Consider the following 20709-nt stretch of genomic DNA (forward strand, 5'->3'; position numbering starts at 1 on the left):
GTAGAGATCAAACCACATTCTATGAACCAAACAATGATTCAATTTTTCCACTGGTATTCTGAAGGAAATGGAAAATTATGGAAAGAAGCAGAAACGCAGGCCACAAATCTGGCAGAATTAGGAATCACCTCAGTCTGGTTTCCCCCTGCCTATAAAGGAACCAATGGAGGATATTCTGTAGGATATGATGCCTATGATCTCTATGATCTGGGAGAATTTGACCAGAAAGGAAGTCTTCCTACAAAATACGGCACCCAAAATGATTATTTAAAAGCTATTCAAGCCTTAAAAAAACAGGGTATTGAGATCATTGTGGATATTGTGCTGGGGCATAAGGCTGGCGGAGATGAACTGGAAAAATTTAAGGCCGTAAAAGTTGACGAGAACAACCGGGAAAAGATTATTTCCGATGTTATCGAAATAGAATCTTATACCAAATTCACCTTTCCCGGAAGAGGAAAAAAGTATTCTGATTTTGAATGGAATTTTACCTGTTTCAGTGGTGTAGATTATGCTGAAGGGATGGATTCCCATATTTTTAAGATACAGTCTGAATACGGGAACGACTGGGAAGAGATGATTGATGATGAAAAGGGAAATTACGATTACCTGATGTACAACGACATCGAGCATCGGAATCCTTTTGTACGTGAAGAACTCAACAGCTGGGCTGAATGGTATTCCAACCTGACAGATTTTGACGGGGTAAGACTGGATGCTTTAAAACATATTTCATTTGATTTTTATAAGGAATGGCTCACCATGCTGCGCTCTAATTCCGGAAAAAACATTTTTGCAGTCGGAGAGTATTGGGCTCCGGGACAACTGAATCTTCTTCAGAGATATATTGAGGTAACAGAAGGCTGTATGAGTCTTTTTGACAGCTCGCTGCAGAATAATTTCCACACGGCTTCAAAGGAGGGCGGTTCTTATGATCTCCGAAGAATTTTTGATGAAACCCTGACCCAAGCTGATCCGATGCATTCTGTAAGTCTTGTCGACAATCATGACACGCAGCCTTTACAGGATCTTGAAGCTCCGGTAGAAGCCTGGTTCAAGCCTTTGGCCTACGCGCTGATCCTTCTCCGGGAGAATGGATATCCTTGTGTTTTTTATCCTGATCTTTATGGGGCTCATTATATTGACAAAGATAAAGAGGGGAATGATCAGGAAATTTTTCTCGAAAAAGTGGATGGTATTGAGGAACTTCTTAAAGCAAGAAAAGATCATACTTATGGATTACAAAGGGATTATTTTGAGGATGCGAACTGCTTAGGCTGGACCCGTGAGGGAGATGATGAGCATTCGGGATGTGCGGTAGTTTTAAGTAATAAGGAGGCTTACACCAAACCTATGGAAATGGGAGGAAATTATATCGGTAAAAATTTCTATGATCTACTGGGCAGATTTCAGGAAAAGGTAAGTATTGACGATAAGGGATGGGGAAATTTTCCGGTTCCTGCAGGAAATGTAAGTGTCTGGGTTCCTGAATAATTTAAAATAAATAAAGGCATACATAATCAGACAATTCATGAACTGCTTATGTATGCCTAAAAGATGTAGCAATTTGTAATATTTAGCAATTGATATAACGGCAATTCCAAATATCAGTGGCCCATTCGCAGCAGTAGCCTTCCTCGTTGGAAGTACAGCATACTCTGTCCCGGATCGGTCCGCCTCCTTTTAAGTCTTTAAGCTCCTTTCGGTTGAGTTTTCTCACATTTTGAAAAATTTTAGTTTTCATAATTAATATATTTTTAAGATTTGGTTAACTAATATACGTAAAATATGGCAGTTTAATTAAACATAACCAACCAAATACATCACAAAGTCTACTTAATTCACATCTTTTATAATCAGTAATAATCTGATTTAAATTTTACGAAGCTCAAGAATTTCCGGTCTTTCAGAAGTATCTGATATTTTCCCTGTTCTGGCAAATTCTGCCCAAAGTGCCCTTAATTTTTTTCCACTTTCATAAATGTATTCCCAGGGAATATCTTTCAGCAGTTCTGCATATTTCCAAGCCTTTTCATTTCCGAAAATAAGGGGAAGATCTATACAATGTGCTGCTCCTATCCCACTTTGTTCTGCTTTGGAATGAATCCTGAATAAATAGGCATTACCTCCTGATTCCGCATAATTTTTCGCAAACTCTTCTGCTGGTTTTCCGTAAATAAATTCAGTTGTTTTTCTTACCAGTTTATCAATAACCTTTAAACCTATCCCTTTTCCAAAATACCTGCTTAAAGCCTCTGAAGTTTTGAGATAAAATGCAGTTTCATGATCATTCAAGCCAATCAGCACATCATATTTTCCAGCCTTTGACTTCCACTTTTCTGCAGATTCCTGTTCTTTACATAATGGAGGAAATCCGTACTGTATTCCGAAAGGCATGGCTGCTTTCAATCCGTACCTTATGACAGACGGTACATATTTCCCATATTCTTCCACCATTTTTAAAGCATCTTTTTCTTCTTTGAGAAATTCAGTTTTCCACAGAAACTCTGCCGCCATTTTCTGTCGATTATGCCGAAGCCCCAATGGTGCACTCTGAATGATGACTCTCTGAAAAAGGTCTTCAACACCTTCTGAGATCATAAGATGGGTAATAGCATCACCACCAGAAGACTGTCCAAAAAGAGTAATATTTTCAGGATCACCACCAAAATATAGAATGTAATTTTTAATCCACTTCAAGGCTTCAATCATATCAAACAGTCCTAAATTGGGAGGTCTTTCCCCATCTCCCCCTAAGAATCCGAAAAGTCCCAATCTGTAAGAAACAGTAACGACCACAATGTTCTGCTCTTTCACCCAATCAGAAGGATCTGAAGTAGGTAGGTCACCGCAACCGATCTCATGGGAGCCTCCATGGATCCATACAACAACGGGAAGTTTTTCATTCTCTGTAAAATGTTCAGGTCGGAATACTGAAAGATATTGGATAGATTCGTGAGGATTGAAGTTTTCAATTTGAGTGGGACCTATCATCTTTTCGACCAGCGGGCTTATAATCTGAGGGCAGACTGGCGTTTTATCAGGAAAAATAATTTCCGAAGCTATCGGTTCTTCAGGAACAGGCCTTTTGAATCTTTCGGAATGGGCATACCGGATACTTTTGGCTTTAATAATGCCATTTTCTTTTAATGCTATGATTTTCCCAAATGGTGTCTGAAAAATGTGAGTTTTTACCTGTGGAACTGTCATTTAAAAAAAGCGTTGAAAAATTTTACCTATTAAAATTAACTTTGTTTTTTGAAATAGAAAAATTTAATTCTGGTTTTAACGCTGGAAATTAAGGCTGTAACAAGAGAATCTTACAATATAAATATATACATTCTTAAGATTATTACACACGGCTATCAACAATTTATAACGCAATTTTCACAAATGTCCTCTGAAATTGTGATAGTGGTTAAAGAATTGGTGCTGTTTGTTTTAAAAAAATCAGTTCAGCATTTTATATTCACTCGGGGAAATACCAACTTTAGCTTTAAACAGTCTTGTAAAATGCTGAGGATATTTAAAACCGAGGTCGTAAGAAATTTCGCTGATTGATTTGGCAGGATTCAGGATCTGTTCTTTGGCAGCATCGATCAGTTTGTTATGAATAAATTCCTGAGCGGAAACGCCCAATTCTTTTTTAATGAGATCTCCGAAATAATTGGCAGAAAGATTGAGTTTTTCAGCAAAATAATTAACCATCGGAAAACCTATATTTTTAGGATTATCAGATTTAAAATAATCATCGACAAGATCTTCAAACTTTCCGATCACGCCTTGATTGATGTGATCTCTTGTAATAAACTGACGGTCGTAGAAACGCATGCAGTAATTTAAAAACAGTTCAATATTGTTAACGATTAACGATTTACTGTGTTTATCAATGGACTGTTCAAGCTCAAGCTTAATATTTTTAAAACATTCTAAAATGATTTCCCGCTCCTTTTCAGAAAGATGCAAAGCTTCATGAACATCATAAGAGAAAAATGAATAGTCTTTTATGTTTTTTCCTAAATTGGTTCCTTTAATTAAATCCGGATGAAAGATTAAGGCAAAACCTGCCGGCTGGATATAATTTCCTTTATTGTAAATTCCATATGTCTGTCCAGGGGCAATGAAAACCAATGTTCCTTCCTGATAGTCGTAACTGTTTTTTCCGTAAAACATGTCTCCACACATTACATCCTTCAAAAAAACAGTATAAAAACCAAAGGTTCTTTTATGCTGACAAATAGGATCAGATTTTGAAAAATCAATGACACTTACCAGGGGATGCAGGGTTTCCTGATTGGCCATTTTATTATATTCTGATACACTATTATAAATTTCAACTTCTTGATCTTCCATGAATTTCATTTTAATCTTACTCAAATTTACCACTTTCCGATGTATCTTTTTTGATGTCTGTAAAATTGGTAAGTATTTCGGTAATCTGTATAAGCTGTGTTTGTCTGAAAGTTTCGACTTTTGTATCGTTATGGAAACATTAAATACCAACATTTTTCCAAAGGGTGAAAAAGCTCCTGAAGCTTATTTTTCCGGAGGAACAGCATGGGTGCAGATTCTAAAGCCCAATGAAGATGATCTGAACTGCCAGATCGGAAACGTTATTTTTGAAGCGGGATGCAGAAATAACTGGCATTCTCACGCTGGAGGGCAGATTTTAATCGTAACTTCAGGAATGGGATTTTACCAGGAAAAAGGCAAGCCTGCACGGATTCTAAAGCCTGGTGATGTTGTGAATATTCTTCCCGGCATCATCCACTGGCATGGAGCAGGTCCGGACAGTGAATTTACACATATTGCCATTAATCCAAATAGTCAGAACGGTATTGTGGAGTGGCTGGAACCTGTAAGCGATGAGGAGTACAGGAATTTATAATTAAAACTTATCTAAACTTAAATCAAATAAACCAATGAGCACATTAACAGTAAAAGCGTACGGGGCTGAATCTAAAACATCAGACCTGAAAGAAATGAATATTGAAAGAAGGGAAACAACTCCAAAAGATGTAGAAATTGAAATTCTATACTGCGGGGTTTGCCACTCTGACCTTCACACGGCAAGAAATGACTGGGGAGGATCTCTTTATCCTGTAGTTCCAGGACATGAAATCGTCGGCAGAATTACCAATGTAGGAAATGAAGTATCTAAATTTAAAGTAGGAGATCTGGCTGCAGTAGGCTGCATGGTGGATTCCTGCGGACATTGTGACAGCTGTAAGGAGGATCTGGAACAATACTGCTTAAACGGATTTACAGGAACCTATAACGGAAAAGATAAGCATTTGGGGGGGCATACTTTTGGCGGATATTCCCAGAAAGTGGTGGTGGATGAGCATTTTGTTTTAAGCGTGCCTGAAAATCTGAATCTTGCGGCAGTAGCACCACTTCTATGTGCAGGTATTACCACATGGTCACCACTGAGACACTGGAACGTTGGACCGGACTCTAAAGTGGCAGTGGTAGGCTTAGGCGGATTGGGACACATGGCCATTAAATTAGCCAAAGGATTAGGTGCAGAAGTAACCTTATTTTCAAGAACTCCGGGGAAAACCGAGGATGCAAAACAATTGGGTGCAGATCATGTTGTGATTTCCACTGAGGATTCACAAATAGACGGTGTAAAAGGAAAATTTGACCTGATTATTGATACGGTTCCTTACGAGCATGATATCAATCCTTATATGCAGACGCTTACGCTTAACGGAACTTTAGTGCTTGTAGGATTTGTAGGTGAATTCCAGGAAACTGAGGTGAGTACAAGACCTATGATCTTCCAGCGTCGTTCTGTAGCGGGTTCATTGATTGGTGGCATTGCTGAAACCCAGGAATTACTGGATTTCTGCGGTAAACACAATATCGTATCAGAAATTGAAGTAATCAAAATGCAGGATATTAATGAAGCATATGAAAGAATGATCAAAAGTGACGTGAAATACCGTTTTGTAATTGATATGCAATCTTTGTAATTCTCAATATATTTTAACGAAAAAGACTGTCTCCGGGCAGTCTTTTTTTATTTTAAAATAAGGCAATTCTTTTAGCTTGGCTAAAGCCATGGGTTTGATGTAAAAATTAAACGGGCTGAAGTTTATTCCTATTGAATTTCAGCAATTCTATATATAGAATTACAATATATCTCAGAAATTTATCATAAATACATTTACATTTTACAAAATATTCAGCTATACTCCCCTTTCATATCCTGGAATGCCCATTCAGCTAAAGAGGCAATAACGGGAATTAATCCCTCACCTGCTTTGCTTAATTTATAAGTAACATGAGGCGGAACGACAGGTTTTGCCGTTCTGATGACCAATCCATCCGTTTCCAACTGTTTCAGATGCTGGATAAGTACTTTTTCGGTCACTGCAGGAATGGCACGTTTCAGTTCACTGTATCTTTTATCTCCGTTGGAGAGCTGGTACAGGATAATAGGTTTCCAGTAACCACCGATTTTTTCCATTACATAAGTAACGGGACATTTATCGAGGGCATATTTTTTATTCTGCTGAATGGTAGAGCTTTCTTTAATGGCTGTCATAATACATACTTTAGGGTAAGTACTTGTATAAAAGTAAGTACAAATATACCTTTGTTATCAGAATAAAAAAATATTTATTATGAAAATTATCATCACAGGTTCAGTAGGTAATGTGGCAAAACCTTTAACACAGCAGCTTATTGCAGAAGGACATGATCCGACTGTAATCAGTAGCAACGAAGCTAAAATCAGTGAGATTGAGGCATTGGGAGCGAAGGCTGCTATCGGTTCTATCACAGATTTGGATTTTTTAGTAAGAACTTTTGAAGGAGCTGATGCTGTTTTTGCTATGACCCCACCCAATATGGGAGGAATTAATATTGTAGAAAATACGGTTAATGCAGGAAAAAACTACGCAGAAGCTATAAAAAGAAACAATACCAAAAGACTGGTCATGCTGAGCAGCATTGGAGCAGAATCTCCTGTAGAGAATGGTCCTATTAAAAGTCTTCACCATATTGAAAAGTTTTATAATGAACTGGAAAATACTAATGTCACCCTGCTAAGGGCCGGATATTTTTACAGTAATTTCTTCAATGATATTCCTTTGGTCAAAGGAGCAGGAATCATCGGAGGAAATTATTCTGCCGAAGTATCTGTTCCTCTTGTCCATCCGAATGATATTGCCAAGGCTGCTGCAGAGGAACTGGTAAAAGATACTTCCGGTAAAAACATAAGATATATTGTTGGCGATATCCGTAAGGCTGCAGATTTTGCTCAGATTTTTGGTGCTGCTATTGGAAAACCGGAACTTCCCTGGGTTGAATTTAAAGATGAAGATTCATTAAACGGAATGCTTCAGGCCGGCCTTCCACAAGAAATGGCTGAAATGTATACAGAAATGGGAAGGGGAATAAGAACTGGGATTGTACAAAAGGATTTTATTGAGCATGGTTCTGTTGTGGATGGTGAAACTAAATTGGAAGACTTTGCCAAAGAGTTTGCTTCTAAATTTAGCTTATAAGGTTTTGATGGCTTTTTAAGACTGTTTTTGCTATTTACTTCTTTATTAATTTAAACAGTTTCGGCGCACCTGCGGTGCGCCGAAACTGTTTTTAGCTCAATCTATAATCGAGATTTAATTTATTTTTTCTCCTTCAATGTTTTCTTTAAAACTTTCAGTTTGCCATCAATAGGCTGATCTGTTTTCAATCCCAGAATTTCTGTAACCAAAGGATAAACATTGACATTGGCAAATTCATCAACGACTACATTATTCTTAAATTCCGGTCCCCACGCATAGAATGTGGCTTTCATTTCAGGAACGATCCTTGGATTGTAGCCATGTTTTCCTACGGATGTTTTTTTACCTTTTTCCAAAAATATTTTTGGAGCTTTTGGAATCAGAAGGATCTGTCCAATCCTGTTGTACCTGTCATCCCTTGTGGCGAAATGCAAATATTTAGGCAGCTTTTTATCAAGATAAACTTCATAATCGTCTGTTTTAGAGGCTTTCAATTCTTTATAAACAGTTTTAACCTCAGCTGGATTTTTGACATAGACTCTAAGCAAAGTCTGCGAATTGTAAAAATCAAAACGGTTCTTATCAAAAAGCATAGCTGGTATTTCCAAAGGAGTTCCGCCATCCACTTTGATCATTCCGTGATCTGAAACAAAAATAAAGTTTACATTTTTCAGTCCAAGGCCATTGACTTTCTGAACAAGTTCCCCAATAGCGCCGTCAATCAGATGAACGGCATCATCTGTTTCTTTGCTGTCGGGCCCGAAATGATGACCGCTTCCATCTACTTCAGGGAAATAAAGTGATATAAAATGAGGCCTTTTTTCTGCCGGAAGTTTTAGCCAGTTGACTACTTTCTCCACTTTTTCAGCAGGCTTAAATTTTTCATGATATGGATAATAATAGGAAGGTCTCATCCCTCCTGCATCACTTGCTGAACCTACCCACATCAGGGAAGCCGAAACCATGCCTTGTTTTTCAGCCAGTGCCCAAAGCGGTGTTCCGCCATACCAGCTTCCGTCCTCCGCATTTTTTTTATTACTCATTGCATAGGGCTCCTTTCTTTTATAATCATAGAAAAAATTATCGATCAACCCGTGATGGGAAGGATAAAGTCCCGTGATAAGGCTCCAGTGGTTAGGAAAAGTAATACTGGGATAACTTGGAATCATAGCTTCAGCCTGAACGCCACCGGATGCCAATTTTAAAAGGTTTTCCGCATGATATTTCTTTGCATAATCGTAACGGAACCCATCTGTAGAGATCATGATTACATAAGGCTTTGCCTGAGCTTCGGCATTGTTTATACGGCCTGGAACGACTACCTGGGCCGTATCGATATAGGCCTGCTGGGCATAGATTGCCAAAGAAAAAAACAGCAGTACAATTTGTATTCCTCGCTTCATTATTAAATTTTTCGCAAAGTTACGGTCTACACTTTTCCCGTAAAAATTTATAAGATTAAAAGTATATTAAAAACAGATGAAAATATGGAATGTCTGGAGAAATTTTAAATCTCTTTCTTCATTTCAAATTGTGAAATCCAGTTTTTAAGTCCAACTGTTCTTTCAAGAAAAGCTGAGGTATTTTCAGAAATATCATCTACATTATTTACAGATACGGCCTGCCCGGCACACAACGATCCAATTGCTCTGAAAAGTTCCGATCCAATACCCTGTCTTCTAACATTTTTATCTACCGCTATCTGGCATACTTTTCTTGATTCAGAATTGTAAACAGCATATCCCACAAGCTGTTCTTTTTTGTAGGCACCCAGGATTCTGTATTTTTTTTCCATACCGCTAAGTATGACCGCAGAATTTTGCCACGAAGGTTCAATATCCCAAAAAGACTGAAAAACTTCCCATTGAAAGTTTTCCATTTCTTCAATCAATATTTCTGTATTTTTTTCCTTAAGATCAATCATTCCATTGAAACACAGGAGCCTTCTGACGATTTTAAAACCCTGGTTTTCATAAGCCCTGATAGCAGGAGTATTTCTGTCGATCACTTCAAGAACAAGTACATCTGCTTTTCTTTCTTTTAATACAGGCATAATGAAGTCATACATTTTCCTGACTAATCCTTTTCCCCTGTATTCCCTGGTGATACCTGTCCCCGCATTGTAAATGATATGTTGTCCATTTTCTTCTTTCCAGGCCTGAAGGATAAATCCCTCCAGCTTATCAGATTCAAAAACACCAACAGACAGGTTCATATCTATTTTCTCTGTTTCAATTTTTAATTGCAGTTGCTCTAGCGATAGATGGAAAGGAACAACATAGTCTGAGAAAGACTTGTTAAACACTGTTAAAAGTTCCTCAACATTAATATTTTTTAAATTTCTGATCTCCATGTATTAATTTAAAAGGTTTAGTATAGCAGAACCGGAAAAGATTCTACTAAACAACAAAGATATAACAACAGATGCTGTTATCGTTTAATGTTTCTTAGTAAAAAATAAAATGCCTCCGGATATTCAGAGGCATTTATATGAATGTTTTATAATGTGTGTTATTCTTTGATCAGTTTTTCATAAGACAGATTTCCGTCTTTCAAAGTGATTTCAAAATAATAAATACCAGGCTTCAGATCTCTGACATTCACTGTCTCGCCGTCAGGTTTTACAGTTCTTACTTTTCTTCCCACAGACTCATAAATATCAATAGATTTAATTTTATCCGCATTTTTGAAACTTACTGTTGATTTTGCAGGGTTTGGATAAAGACTTACCTTTTTACTTACTGCATCAATATCATTCACCCCTAATACAGTAGCAAAAGATGCAGTAGCATATCCTACATTCGCCGTTCCGCCATGAGGAGCCACTGTTGTCGTTGCCGTAGCCGGTCTTGGTCCTGCAAAACTTATAGAATTTGTAGTAGCGTAAGGCATTTGATAATCATTCGGATCTGAGTTTGTCAAAGCTCTCGTTAAAGTTAAAGTTCTTACAGAACCAGCCACAACATCACTTACTATGGTCCAGTCTTGTGAGGCATCTAACGGAGGCTGTGTTGTTCCTATAAAGTTCCTATCGGTAAGTTTTGGAGTTGTTACGTCAGAATAAACCACAGCATCTCCCGCTGACATACTAAATCCTGCGCTAACGCCAATTCCCAAACCAAACCATCTATCAGACGGACCTTTTAAAACCAAAGTTACTTTAGACGTTGTATTGTCAAGAGTAAAGTTTGCCGTGATCCCATTGTTTGGGGATAAAGGTACATCACCTGTAGTTTTTTGCTGCGAAATGCCCAAAAAACCGATTAATAAGAAGGAAAAGAGTACAATGTTTTTCATATTTTAATTTTTTAGTTGATTGATAAGTTCTGATTTTTTGGATAGTACGGCATATTCAAAAGCTGTATTCCCTTGTTTATCTTTTATATTTTTATCTGCATGATATTTTAAAAGAAGCTTCACCATTTCCGTATTTCCCAGTTTTGAAGCAAAAATAAGCGGTGTGGTCCCTTGTGAATCCGTGGTATTTATATCCGATTTATTATCCAGTAATTTTTGAGTCAATTGTAAATCGCCTTTATACACAACTGCCATAAGCGCAGTTCCCATCGAAGAATTATAATTAATATCTTTTACTTTATCCATCAAGAAATCAGCTACTCCTATATTTCCTCTGTAGCATGCAAGAATAAGAGGTGAAAATCCATTTTCATTGGTCTGATTAATAATATCCGGATTTTGTTTCATAAGGTCATTTACTTCAGCTACGGTTCCGCTTCTGGCAATATCAAATATAGATTTTACCTTTTCCTGGGCGGACATTACTGAAAAGCTCAGGAAAACACTTATAATAAAGACTATGTTTTTCATTGCTTTACAAGTATATAATTATATTCAACATTTACATTTTCTGCTACTTTCTTTGTAACCATTTTAGGAATGGTCACCTTGAAATCTACCGGTCTTGCTACAAATTTTCCTTGCACATAAATTTTCCCGTCTTTAGCATAAACCGAAGCAATTGAAGACACAGCTTTATCTACTCCATGGAAATTCAAAGTTCCCTGAATGGTATATTTCTGGGGTGAAGTGCTAAGTTTTGTTTTGTCAAAATTTAAGAGCTTCCCTCTAAAGGTGGTCTTGGGATATTTTGCTGTTTCTGCATAGCTTTCATTGAAATGCTCTTCCATTAATTTAGTTTTAAAATGGAAGTTTGTCACCGCAGAAACGGAAGCTATTTCTCCGTTATCCGTATTCAGCACGACAATATTGTTGTCATCTTTTGCATAGACATCTTCGAAAAGGGGCACAGATGCCTCGAAGGTTACATTACCGGTTTTGGAACTGTATTTCTGGGCTGAAACAAAGCCTGTAAAGAACAGTACGGCACTCATTAATACCAATCTTTTCATATTAAATATTTTTAATTTTCAGTAAGCCCGTCGGCTTTCCATTTTATGAAGATATTGATCTGGGTTTGGGACAGGGAGCCTCCCTGCGGCATTTTACCCGGATCTCCGTTTGGTCTCGTTATCCTGTCTATAATACCGTCAATATTATTTTTAACATCAGTATAAGTGGTCAGAGGCTTAAAGCTTCCTGCCGAATGACAACCGATACAGTTATTATCAACAATGGTTTTCACGTCTGCGTTGTATCTAACGGGTACCGTAATGGGTGTATTATCTGAAATCTCTTCATAGGTTCTGCTGTCACAAGCTGTAAATAAAGCGGCTGACGACAATATGTATAGTATCTTCTTCATCTTAAAAAACTCTATAAAGATTAAACCCAAAGAAAATCTGTCCCTTTTCCCACTTTCCAGCAGCATTGGAGAGGTAGCCGATATCTGAATTAAGCTGGGAATTGGTAAATAAAAGCTGGAAAACATGTCCCCCGGTTTCTATATCGATTCCTAATGAAAGTGGATTTTTATAGAAACTGTGATTGTCGAAATTCACAAAATATTCTGCATTCAGAGAGATTCTTTTGGAAATTTTATATCTTCCTCCTAATCCGGTTAGAAACTGATTTTTGTCTTCTATAGCGGGATCGTAAAGATTTTTATGAACAAAAGAAGGCGTTAACTGTAATGAAAACTGATCATTGAACCTTCTTGAGATTAAAGCCTGTGTAAGGTAAGCAAGCCTGTCACTGAATTTGAGATGGGGATAATTATCTTTATCCAGATCAGTGTTTAAGGCCATTACATTGTAGCCTACAATATCTGCCGGAAAATTCTCAGTCTGATTGATGAGTTTGTATTTTACAGCACCTTCAAAGGTTTTCAAATTTGTTTCCCGGGAAAGGCTGACCGAAATTTTGTCTGTAATACCATAGATCACCCCTAATTTAGTGGATGCATCATCAAGACCGAAAAAATTTTTAAAGCCGGTGCTTACATCTCCGAAACGGTGTGCTACAACAATGTACCATTCGTTTTTAGCGGAAAGTTTAGTCGACTGACCCGTGACGATCTGCAGGGCTTTAAAGGCGGGTTGTGAAGTTTCTGTAGTTGTTTTGAGGGTGTCAATATCTTTCAGGAGGTCTTCCTGTGCCGAGGCAAGACCTGATGCAAATACCGACAAAAATAAGAGAGTTTTTGTCATATACAATTTGATTTAAATTATGATATGACAAAACTATTGCGTTATAAATTCAAAAGTACGTGATAAAAGTCACCGAACAAATTGTTTTTATCAATGATAAATATAAAACCATTAAAACATCATATATTAGATAGGGCTAACATTTTCATTTACAGGAATTTTGATCCCTTCTTTGGTTTGTAAAATCTCACCTTCATTTTCAATCTTTTTTAAAACTCTGCTTACAACTTCTCTGGATGTACCCAAATTACTGGCTATTTCGCGGTGTGTAATCTTTAGAGGATTGTTTCCTGTAATGGAAATCTGCTGCCGGATATAGTTCAGCACTCTCTTATCCAACCTGTGGAATACGGCATCATTGACCATATTCATCACATCTATAAATCGCTTATCATATTCATGATAAAATATTTTGTTGATCTCAGGAAAACGAATGAGCCACTCATGTATCACAGAAACGGGGATCAGGATAACTTCTGATTCTTCTTCTGCAACAGCATATATTCTGCTTGTATAATCTGTAAAAATTGAGGAAAAGGTCATCAGGCAGCTGTCATTCGGCTTTATATAATAATAGATGAGCTCTCTTCCGTCATTAAGGGTAAAAACTTTGATGGAACCTTTGATCAGAAAAGGTACATATTTATTTTTTTGTCCCTCCCTGATAATTTCAGTTTTTGCCTTTATATCAGTGATCACTGCATTAGCATGCAGCTCTTTTAGGAAATCCTGACCCAAGAATCCAAATTTCCCAATAATGAATTGATTATTTACCATACTTTCTATATCATTTTCTAAAGCAAATATATAAAATAGGCACCTGATGTGGTAAAAAATTAAAATTCTTTTATTATCAACAAAAGAATCTGATTAATTTCTCCATTACGGTATATATTCCTGAAAAACAATAAAAAACTGCTTCATAAGAATGAAACAGTTTTTTTTATTTTTAAAATCTATATTTTAGATTTACACCATAAAAGAAGTAAGCTTTATCAGGTCCGGGATTAAGGTCTGTTGCCGTTCCTTTAGGGTAGCCACTGCCAGCATCCGAGTCATTAATGCTATTTCCCAGAAATAAAAAGGTGTAGTTGATTTCATTGGTCAGGTTATTTCCCATTACATAGACATCAACATCTAGTTTGTTAAAGGTTTTTTTAAAGCCAAGTTTTGAATTAAGCAGTCCAAAACCTTTTACACGGTTAGTATTGTCGAAGTCGGAATATACATTTCCAAGATAATTATAAGTATTGACAAGATAAAAACCTGGCTTTGTATAAATATCCAAACCTACAGCATATTTATTTCTTGGAACTCCTACTACTGTTTTATGATCATATACTTTATCACCACCCAATAATCTTGTTTTAAAATCTTTGTATTTCGCATCATAGTAAGAAAGATTTACAAACGGAACAACTCTCTCAATAAACGAATTATCTGTTCTATACTGATATCCTACACTGAATTCCAATCCTGTGTTTTTCTGACTTCCTGTATTTGCCCAATAGGTTTGTCCATTAGTATTGCCCGGAATAAGCAACTGCGAAAGTTTATTAGAATAATCTATTCTGAATGCAGAAATACGATAATCTAATTTCGTATTCAATAAAAGTCCGTGTACACTGAAATCTATCATTTTTGCACGTTCCGGTTTTAAATCATCATTAACTGTATTCGTAGCTGTAATAAATGACGAAGCGGCAGTAGGAGAATTATATCCTTCGCTGTAACTCAAATTAAAGATCTGATGTTTCCATTCTTTCTGTAAGGCAAAATGCGGAGTATAGGCTACGTCGAACTTTTTTTCAAATGACTGATCCTTACGTCCTGGAATTAAATCAGGTAGTGCATATAGATCTTTCCTGTCATAATTAGTTCTATTGGCACTTATACCGGCAAGTAATGTAAGTCCCCAGGGTTTGTACGTAAGATAATCTATCACAAAATAAGTGGACTGGTTATTATTGTATTTAAAGTAGGAAGCTCCGCTCATCCCGGTTGTTTGTAAGGGCTGTGTTTCTGAGCCTGTAAAACGGTAGCTGGAGGTTGTAGAAACAGAGTTTTGTATTTCTGCACCAAAATCCAAACGGTTTTCGAAATCTTTAAATTCGTTCTTTAATGTAAAAGTGGAACGCAACCCTACATTCGGAGAACTTGTAATTCCATAGGCTCCGGCAGAAACGCTTTCTGTATTTCCGTTATAATAAAATAAGGTGGTATAGTTTCTTAAATTGGAGGTAAGACTCGCCATATTACTCAATCCTACTCTGGTTGATTTTATTTTTGTTCCGGAATTTTTACGGATATATGCAGGGTTTCCATTATCAATACCAGCATAATAATCATCATATGAAATCTGCCCTGATGTATGTTCATAGGAATAAGCCTGGCTTGCAAAGAAACTTAACTGGTCTTTCTTACTTAATTTAACAGTTCCGTTTACATTGAAAAAGTTTTTTAGCCCACTTCCATTCGGCCTGTAGCCATCTGTTTCAAGATGCCCATATGCAGCACTGACAGAGTAATTATCATCTGCAACATTCAATTGTGTTCTTGACTGAAAGGTCTTAAAAGCTCCAAACATTGCGTTTTCGGATACAGATATTCCTTTTGTAAAATCCGGACGGGTATAAAAGCGTACCGCTCCACCTACTCCACCTCCATACATGGTAGCTGCAGGTCCTTTGATCACTTCTACATTCGTTACATACGCAAAATCAACATCATCCAGAACCGTGATCCCCTCAGCTGTTGTTAGTGGCATGTTATTCCAATAAGCTTTTACGCCCCAGTTATTGAATTTCTGGTCGTTTCCATATCCTCTTAAAACAAGTCTTTGTCCTCCGAAATTAGTTCGCTTATCTACCTGAAGACCCGGCATAGTAGACAAAGTCTGATCAATTGCTGCGGGGTTGTTTCTGTTAAGATCTTCTTCAGAAAGTGTTTCTACAGACTGCGCATGTCTTTTGAACTCTGCACGTTCCTGTTTTATTTTTTTTCTTCCAAGGATATTAATTTCATCAATTGATCCTTGCTGTGTTTGCTGAGCATGTACAATAGAACAGCCTAACATAGCTGCTATGCATATATATTTTTTCATTATTTAAAATTTGTTACCATTAATATTCTAATCACCTTATAAAACAAATCCTGTTTCAGGTGGAGGAATAATAATGGATAAATAATGAGTCTTATTTATTGGGTTGTAATGATGAGGTAGTATGTTTAAATACTGAGCTAAAAAAAAATGAAATTCTTTTCTATCAAAAACAGTAAAAAGGCCTGATGTTTTGAGTACATTTTTCTCATGTACAGGAAGATTTATCTGGCGCCACACATATGTTTTTTTAATGCTCAATTTTTTTGAGAAATCTAATATAGAATTGATGATGATATCTTTTTTGTCCATATAACAAACAAAATATTTTTCACCATTTACAAGGCTGACTTTAATGACATCATAGGAATATCCATTCAGAGTAAATTCTTTTTCTTCCTTCCATTCTGCAGCTGCCATATCTTTTTCAGTAAAGCACTTGATCTCTGATTCTTTTAAAGCGTGATGGCTTACACTGTATTGTGTAGCTTCATATAGCTCTCTTTTTAAGTGAAAAATAACAGAGTATATCATATTATTGAATAACATGATGACCAGAAGACATAAAAAAATAAAAAGTAGTTTTTTATTCAAAGAAAGTTTATTTAAGGAACAGAATCTCCTGAAGGTTGTACAGAAATAAATTTTGGAATATTTATTCTGTTGGATATTTTAGATCCTTTAACGGTATATTCTATCCAATTATCTTTAGGATTTAAATTTTGAGAATCAGAATTTCCCGTTGGTACAGGATCAGCAACCATGTTCTCTTCTTTATTTTTATAAGGGAGGTTTCCTCTTATTACAATTGTATTTCCTGAATTATTCTGAGCAAATGAAATTATATTTCCTTCTGCTTTTAATGTTTTTACAATAATGATACTATTGTTTTTTTTCTTCAGCTGAACAATATACATCGCTCCTTTTACTCCTGCCCTTCCTCCTACCCATTCTGTTTTCTCAGCAGAAATCACGGATAGCATTTTATCTTTATATAAAGAGGATACTGGCACCCCACAGGAAACCAGTACCCCAAATACTATTAATAATAATTGATTATTCATTTTTTTTAATCATCATCACCTCCTATGCGTCCCAATACCAGGAAGTTACCACTATATACTGTTTCGCCTTTAGACTCAGCTTTCAGTATATAATTTCCAGGGGTTAGTTTTTGTCCGAATTCTTCATCAGACTTCACATTTTTCTTGTTGTAGATCAATCTTCCTGAGCTATCAACAATCGTTATATCCACACTGCTGTATTTAGCCGTATCAAATCTCAGATGCGAGATTCCTTTTGAAGGGTTAGGATATAGTCTATACATGTCTTTTTTAGATTGGGTATCTATTGTTGCCAAAGTAGTATTGGTATTCTGTGTTGTCCAGGCTCCTCTTCCATAAGTGGAAACCAATACGGTCTTGGTAGAAGGTCTATAATCTAAATTGGTAATTCTAATATTTCCTATATTTCCTGTTACTGAAGCCCAGCTAGGCGTTGCAGCAAGGAAATTCATGGTTCCCCAAACTCCCATTTCTGTGCCTACCAATACTTCATTAGCATTATCAGGATTTCGTAAAATGGTTCTCACAGGCATGTCCGGAAGGTTTCCTTCTTTATTTTGCCATGTAGCTCCTCCGTCTGCAGAATAAAATACACTCACTACATTATAATTCGATAATGTAGCAAGAATTTCATTTTCATTAGCTCCAAATTCTATATCAGAAATTGTTCCTGTTGCAGGGGATGTGATGGCTGTAGAAACATACGAGGTGGTATTTGCATTAGTGATTTTAAAGATTCTTCCTAAGTTGGTTCCTACAAAAAGTGTAGTAGAAGCTGTTGTATAAGGAGAAACTTTCAACCACGAAACTTGCTCACCAGATTGTGCTGTTCCTACGGTCATCTGAGTATTTGTCAATGTTGCAGTTGTAGCAGTGGAAGACAGGCCATTTGCTCTAAAAATTGTAAGTCCAGAACGATAAGAAAAGAATACATCATTTATTCTGTCTAATGCCAGCTCATTCACAAAATGTCCTAAGTTTCTATCAGAAGCAGATTTTATAATATAATTAGCACTGTTAGTCAATAAATAATGGTTATTATTAGTATAGCTCGAAATCTCATAATTATCTTGATCATCATATTCCGTATACATTCCATCTCCTCCTGTCGCAGCCTGGCTGGTAAGGAAACCATTGGCAGGAGGCACCCCATACAGCCACCATGAACCATTATCCTGCGCCCCGGCTAATAATTCTTCATTCGATGGCGTTTTTGTAGGATTCAGCATGGCACTGTAAAATTGTGTTACGTTATATCTCGTATTTCTTGCTACAAAAACCTCCTACTGTTCCAATGTTTGTTTTATTGGCTGCAAAATAAATTCCGCCATCATTACCAAACAACATCTGGCCGGTAGCATAATTATTAAAAGGGTTGAATATTATTGTATGCTGATCAGCATGCACTGTAGACACCGGAAGATTGGCCATATTGTTATTATTGGACCATTTTGAAATCTGCGTCCAACTGCCTCCTCCATTCGTCGATTTATATAAATCAATCCCTCCGATATACAGTGTATTATCGTTTTGAGGATCTGCCGCAATAATAAGATCATAGAAAGACTGACCTCTTGTAAAGTCATTAGCAGGAATACTGGTATCTGTGGCAACTGGCAATGTCAAAACCGGGGTTGGATCATTAGTAGCCTGCCAGGTTACGCCACCATCTGTAGATCTTGAGATTCTAATAGGTTCTGTAACGTTCACTCCCTGCATAAAAGCATACACTTTATTGGCATCTGTTTTAGAAAGGCAAAAATTTACTCTTGCCCCTGTATTTCCCACATTATACACCTGATTGAAAGTATCCCCATCTGTAGATTTAAAAATCCTACCTCCGGAATCTATATTAGTAAATCTGGAAGATCTGGTAGAAACCCATATTGCATTATCTGCTCCGATTTCTATCTGCTGAATAGAATAACCTGTTGTACTGGTCGTATTCGTTGTTGTATTTAATGCCAGCAAATTGCTGTTTTTAGTAAAAGTGGTTCCACCATCAGTAGATTTATATAATCCTGCCTGGCTCAGCCCCTGCCATCCGTCATTGAATGAAATTCCCACATAAGAACCACTTACGCCTGCATACACCTCAGAAATTCCATTATTATTTCTTACTTTAATATCATTAATATAGAAATTTCCGTTTCTGATTCCGGAGGAAGAATAGGTTACGGGAATCGTAAAGATTTGTGTCCATGTTGTTCCACCATCTGTTGTTTTCCATATACCTGACCCTACAGCATCAGCAGTTGGAGCCTCTCCAGTGCCTACATAAAAGATCTGAGAATTATTAGGATCATAAGTAATACATGAGATCGAAGTGTTTGCCCAGAATGTACTTAATGGCGCCCATTCATTGGTACTTACGGAAGGATCCTGATTTACCCAGAGTCCACCGGAAATTCCTCCTGCGAAAACTCTCTTTCCCGTAGCATCATTTGGATCATACATTATTGCTCTTGTTCTGCCTCCTACACTGTATGGTCCTCTTTCAATCCAAGGCTCATTGATTATTTTTCCTGAGGAAGAACCCTGGTTATTGGAAATAAAAGACATAGGCTGGGTTGCTTTATATTTTCCCGTAGCAATGTCTTTATTTACTTTTACCAATCCGTCAAAATTGGTTCGTCCCGTTACAGGATCCATGGTTCTTTTATAATCTTCTTCATTATACAAGTTAGGAGGTATTCCTGCTGCTTTGCCATTTTTATGGACCTTTTTAAGGTCTTTTTCGTATTTGGCATAAAGCTCTTGTAAATGCTTTTGATTGGTTTCAAGTATGCTTTGTTTTTGTGCATACACATTCATACAGAGTAAAACTGCGGCGACTGGGTAGAGTTTCATTTCCATTCGTATTTTTTGCAAATTTAACTAAGTAAAATGAATTTTTCTCAATAACACAAATAAATATTTACCAATTTGTAATTAAAATCAATAAAAACATGAAAAATTACATTTTTAACATTTTAAAGAGGCTACTTGAGAAAAAATTGATAAAAAAAACAGAAGATCAGAAAAAGTAACGGGTCTGTGAATTATATATACAGGTATCGTATCCTAACAAAAAATGCCTCAATTTACATTGAGGCATTCTATTTATTTTTAAAAGAAATCTTATGCTTGTACGTTGTTTCCTCCTAATACGAAAGGCTCAACTTCTTTGATTTCTCCGAACTGCTGCTCATAGTTAGCAATATTCTGTTGAAGAGCAGATAGTACTCTTTTAGCGTGAAGTGGAGCAAGAATTACTCTTGAACGCACGTTCGCTTGCTGTACACCTGGCATTAATTGGATAAAATCCACAACAAACTCAGATGGAGAATGGTTTACTAGTGCTAGGTTGCAATAAACACCTGAAGCTACCATCTCGTTAAGTTGGATGTTGATGTTGTTTGGATCTTGATTTTGGTTTTGATTGTTGTCCATTGTTATAAAATATGTTTTTAAAATTCGAA

At 36.7% G+C, this 20709-nt stretch carries 22 protein-coding genes; 4 read left to right on the forward strand and 18 right to left on the reverse strand.

Annotated elements, in window-relative coordinates; translation table 11 throughout:
- Window positions 1-33: 33 nt before the first annotated feature.
- Window positions 34-1494, forward strand: a complete 1461-nt coding sequence (locus tag QF044_RS15245) for an alpha-amylase (RefSeq protein ID WP_307269026.1) — start codon at window positions 34-36, stop codon at window positions 1492-1494.
- Between the two features lie 82 nt (window positions 1495-1576).
- Here the strand turns inward: QF044_RS15245 and QF044_RS15250 are convergent, their stop codons facing one another.
- The 3 genes from QF044_RS15250 to QF044_RS15260 form a co-directional block, all read right to left on the reverse strand.
- A complete protein-coding gene (locus QF044_RS15250) occupies window positions 1577-1744 on the reverse strand; it encodes a TIGR04149 family rSAM-modified RiPP (RefSeq protein WP_307269029.1) in 168 nt (55 codons plus the stop codon).
- A 128-nt stretch (window positions 1745-1872) separates the two neighbouring features.
- Entirely contained in the window at window positions 1873-3210 is a 1338-nt protein-coding gene (locus QF044_RS15255; protein WP_307269031.1) for a carboxylesterase family protein, read from the reverse strand.
- Between the two features lie 240 nt (window positions 3211-3450).
- On the reverse strand, window positions 3451-4353 hold the full coding sequence (locus QF044_RS15260) for an AraC family transcriptional regulator (RefSeq protein WP_307269034.1): 903 nt from the start codon (window positions 4351-4353) through the stop codon (window positions 3451-3453).
- A gap of 130 nt (window positions 4354-4483) precedes the next feature.
- Between QF044_RS15260 and QF044_RS15265 the strand changes: the two genes are divergently transcribed.
- Both QF044_RS15265 and QF044_RS15270 read left to right on the forward strand, forming a co-directional pair.
- Window positions 4484-4888, forward strand: coding sequence for a cupin domain-containing protein (locus QF044_RS15265; RefSeq protein WP_307269037.1), 405 nt, complete (start codon window positions 4484-4486; stop codon window positions 4886-4888).
- A gap of 34 nt (window positions 4889-4922) precedes the next feature.
- Window positions 4923-5978, forward strand: coding sequence for an NAD(P)-dependent alcohol dehydrogenase (locus QF044_RS15270; protein ID WP_307269040.1), 1056 nt, complete (start codon window positions 4923-4925; stop codon window positions 5976-5978).
- A gap of 212 nt (window positions 5979-6190) precedes the next feature.
- On the opposite strand, the gene QF044_RS15275 is transcribed toward QF044_RS15270, so the two are convergent.
- The gene (locus QF044_RS15275; protein WP_307269043.1) at window positions 6191-6553 is read right to left on the reverse strand and encodes a helix-turn-helix domain-containing protein; all 363 of its coding nucleotides are present in this window, start codon (window positions 6551-6553) and stop codon (window positions 6191-6193) included.
- 79 nt (window positions 6554-6632) lie between these two features.
- Between QF044_RS15275 and QF044_RS15280 the strand changes: the two genes are divergently transcribed.
- Complete coding sequence (locus QF044_RS15280; protein WP_307269044.1) at window positions 6633-7517, forward strand: NAD(P)H-binding protein; 885 nt, start codon at window positions 6633-6635, stop codon at window positions 7515-7517.
- 119 nt (window positions 7518-7636) lie between these two features.
- Here the strand turns inward: QF044_RS15280 and QF044_RS15285 are convergent, their stop codons facing one another.
- The 14 genes from QF044_RS15285 to QF044_RS15350 all read right to left on the reverse strand — a co-directional run bounded on the left by QF044_RS15285 (window position 7637) and on the right by QF044_RS15350 (window position 20680).
- Window positions 7637-8920: an ectonucleotide pyrophosphatase/phosphodiesterase gene (locus tag QF044_RS15285; protein ID WP_307269047.1), complete on the reverse strand. Its 1284-nt coding sequence runs from the start codon at window positions 8918-8920 to the stop codon at window positions 7637-7639.
- 104 nt (window positions 8921-9024) lie between these two features.
- Entirely contained in the window at window positions 9025-9870 is an 846-nt protein-coding gene (locus QF044_RS15290; RefSeq protein WP_307269050.1) for a GNAT family N-acetyltransferase, read from the reverse strand.
- Between the two features lie 158 nt (window positions 9871-10028).
- Complete coding sequence (locus QF044_RS15295; protein ID WP_307269053.1) at window positions 10029-10814, reverse strand: T9SS type A sorting domain-containing protein; 786 nt, start codon at window positions 10812-10814, stop codon at window positions 10029-10031.
- Window positions 10815-10817: 3 nt separating this feature from the next.
- Complete coding sequence (locus QF044_RS15300; RefSeq protein WP_307269055.1) at window positions 10818-11345, reverse strand: ankyrin repeat domain-containing protein; 528 nt, start codon at window positions 11343-11345, stop codon at window positions 10818-10820.
- Window positions 11342-11887 (reverse strand): YceI family protein, encoded by a 546-nt coding sequence (locus tag QF044_RS15305; RefSeq protein WP_307269058.1) that lies wholly within the window; start codon window positions 11885-11887, stop codon window positions 11342-11344. Before QF044_RS15305 ends, QF044_RS15300 begins: the two co-directional genes overlap by 4 nt.
- A gap of 11 nt (window positions 11888-11898) precedes the next feature.
- Window positions 11899-12240: a hypothetical protein gene (locus QF044_RS15310; protein ID WP_307269060.1), complete on the reverse strand. Its 342-nt coding sequence runs from the start codon at window positions 12238-12240 to the stop codon at window positions 11899-11901.
- A gap of 1 nt (window position 12241) precedes the next feature.
- Window positions 12242-13084, reverse strand: coding sequence for a DUF5777 family beta-barrel protein (locus tag QF044_RS15315; RefSeq protein WP_307269062.1), 843 nt, complete (start codon window positions 13082-13084; stop codon window positions 12242-12244).
- 126 nt (window positions 13085-13210) lie between these two features.
- Window positions 13211-13861 carry a Crp/Fnr family transcriptional regulator gene (locus tag QF044_RS15320; RefSeq protein ID WP_307269064.1) on the reverse strand — a complete coding sequence of 217 codons (651 nt, stop codon included), beginning with the start codon at window positions 13859-13861 and terminating at the stop codon, window positions 13211-13213.
- Between the two features lie 172 nt (window positions 13862-14033).
- Window positions 14034-16187 carry a TonB-dependent receptor gene (locus tag QF044_RS15325; protein ID WP_307269066.1) on the reverse strand — a complete coding sequence of 718 codons (2154 nt, stop codon included), beginning with the start codon at window positions 16185-16187 and terminating at the stop codon, window positions 14034-14036.
- Window positions 16188-16223: 36 nt separating this feature from the next.
- Complete coding sequence (locus tag QF044_RS15330; protein ID WP_307269068.1) at window positions 16224-16604, reverse strand: hypothetical protein; 381 nt, start codon at window positions 16602-16604, stop codon at window positions 16224-16226.
- A 185-nt stretch (window positions 16605-16789) separates the two neighbouring features.
- A complete protein-coding gene (locus tag QF044_RS15335; RefSeq protein ID WP_307269071.1) occupies window positions 16790-17248 on the reverse strand; it encodes a hypothetical protein in 459 nt (152 codons plus the stop codon).
- A 5-nt stretch (window positions 17249-17253) separates the two neighbouring features.
- Window positions 17254-18477, reverse strand: coding sequence for a T9SS type A sorting domain-containing protein (locus tag QF044_RS15340; RefSeq protein WP_307269074.1), 1224 nt, complete (start codon window positions 18475-18477; stop codon window positions 17254-17256).
- A gap of 22 nt (window positions 18478-18499) precedes the next feature.
- Window positions 18500-20098 carry a hypothetical protein gene (locus QF044_RS15345; protein ID WP_307269076.1) on the reverse strand — a complete coding sequence of 533 codons (1599 nt, stop codon included), beginning with the start codon at window positions 20096-20098 and terminating at the stop codon, window positions 18500-18502.
- Window positions 20099-20368: 270 nt separating this feature from the next.
- The gene (locus QF044_RS15350) at window positions 20369-20680 is read right to left on the reverse strand and encodes a DUF3467 domain-containing protein (protein ID WP_307269079.1); all 312 of its coding nucleotides are present in this window, start codon (window positions 20678-20680) and stop codon (window positions 20369-20371) included.
- Window positions 20681-20709: the final 29 nt, after the last annotated feature.

The organism is Chryseobacterium sp. W4I1, from assembly GCF_030816115.1.
In the GTDB taxonomy this organism is placed as follows: Bacteria; Bacteroidota; Bacteroidia; order Flavobacteriales; family Weeksellaceae; genus Chryseobacterium.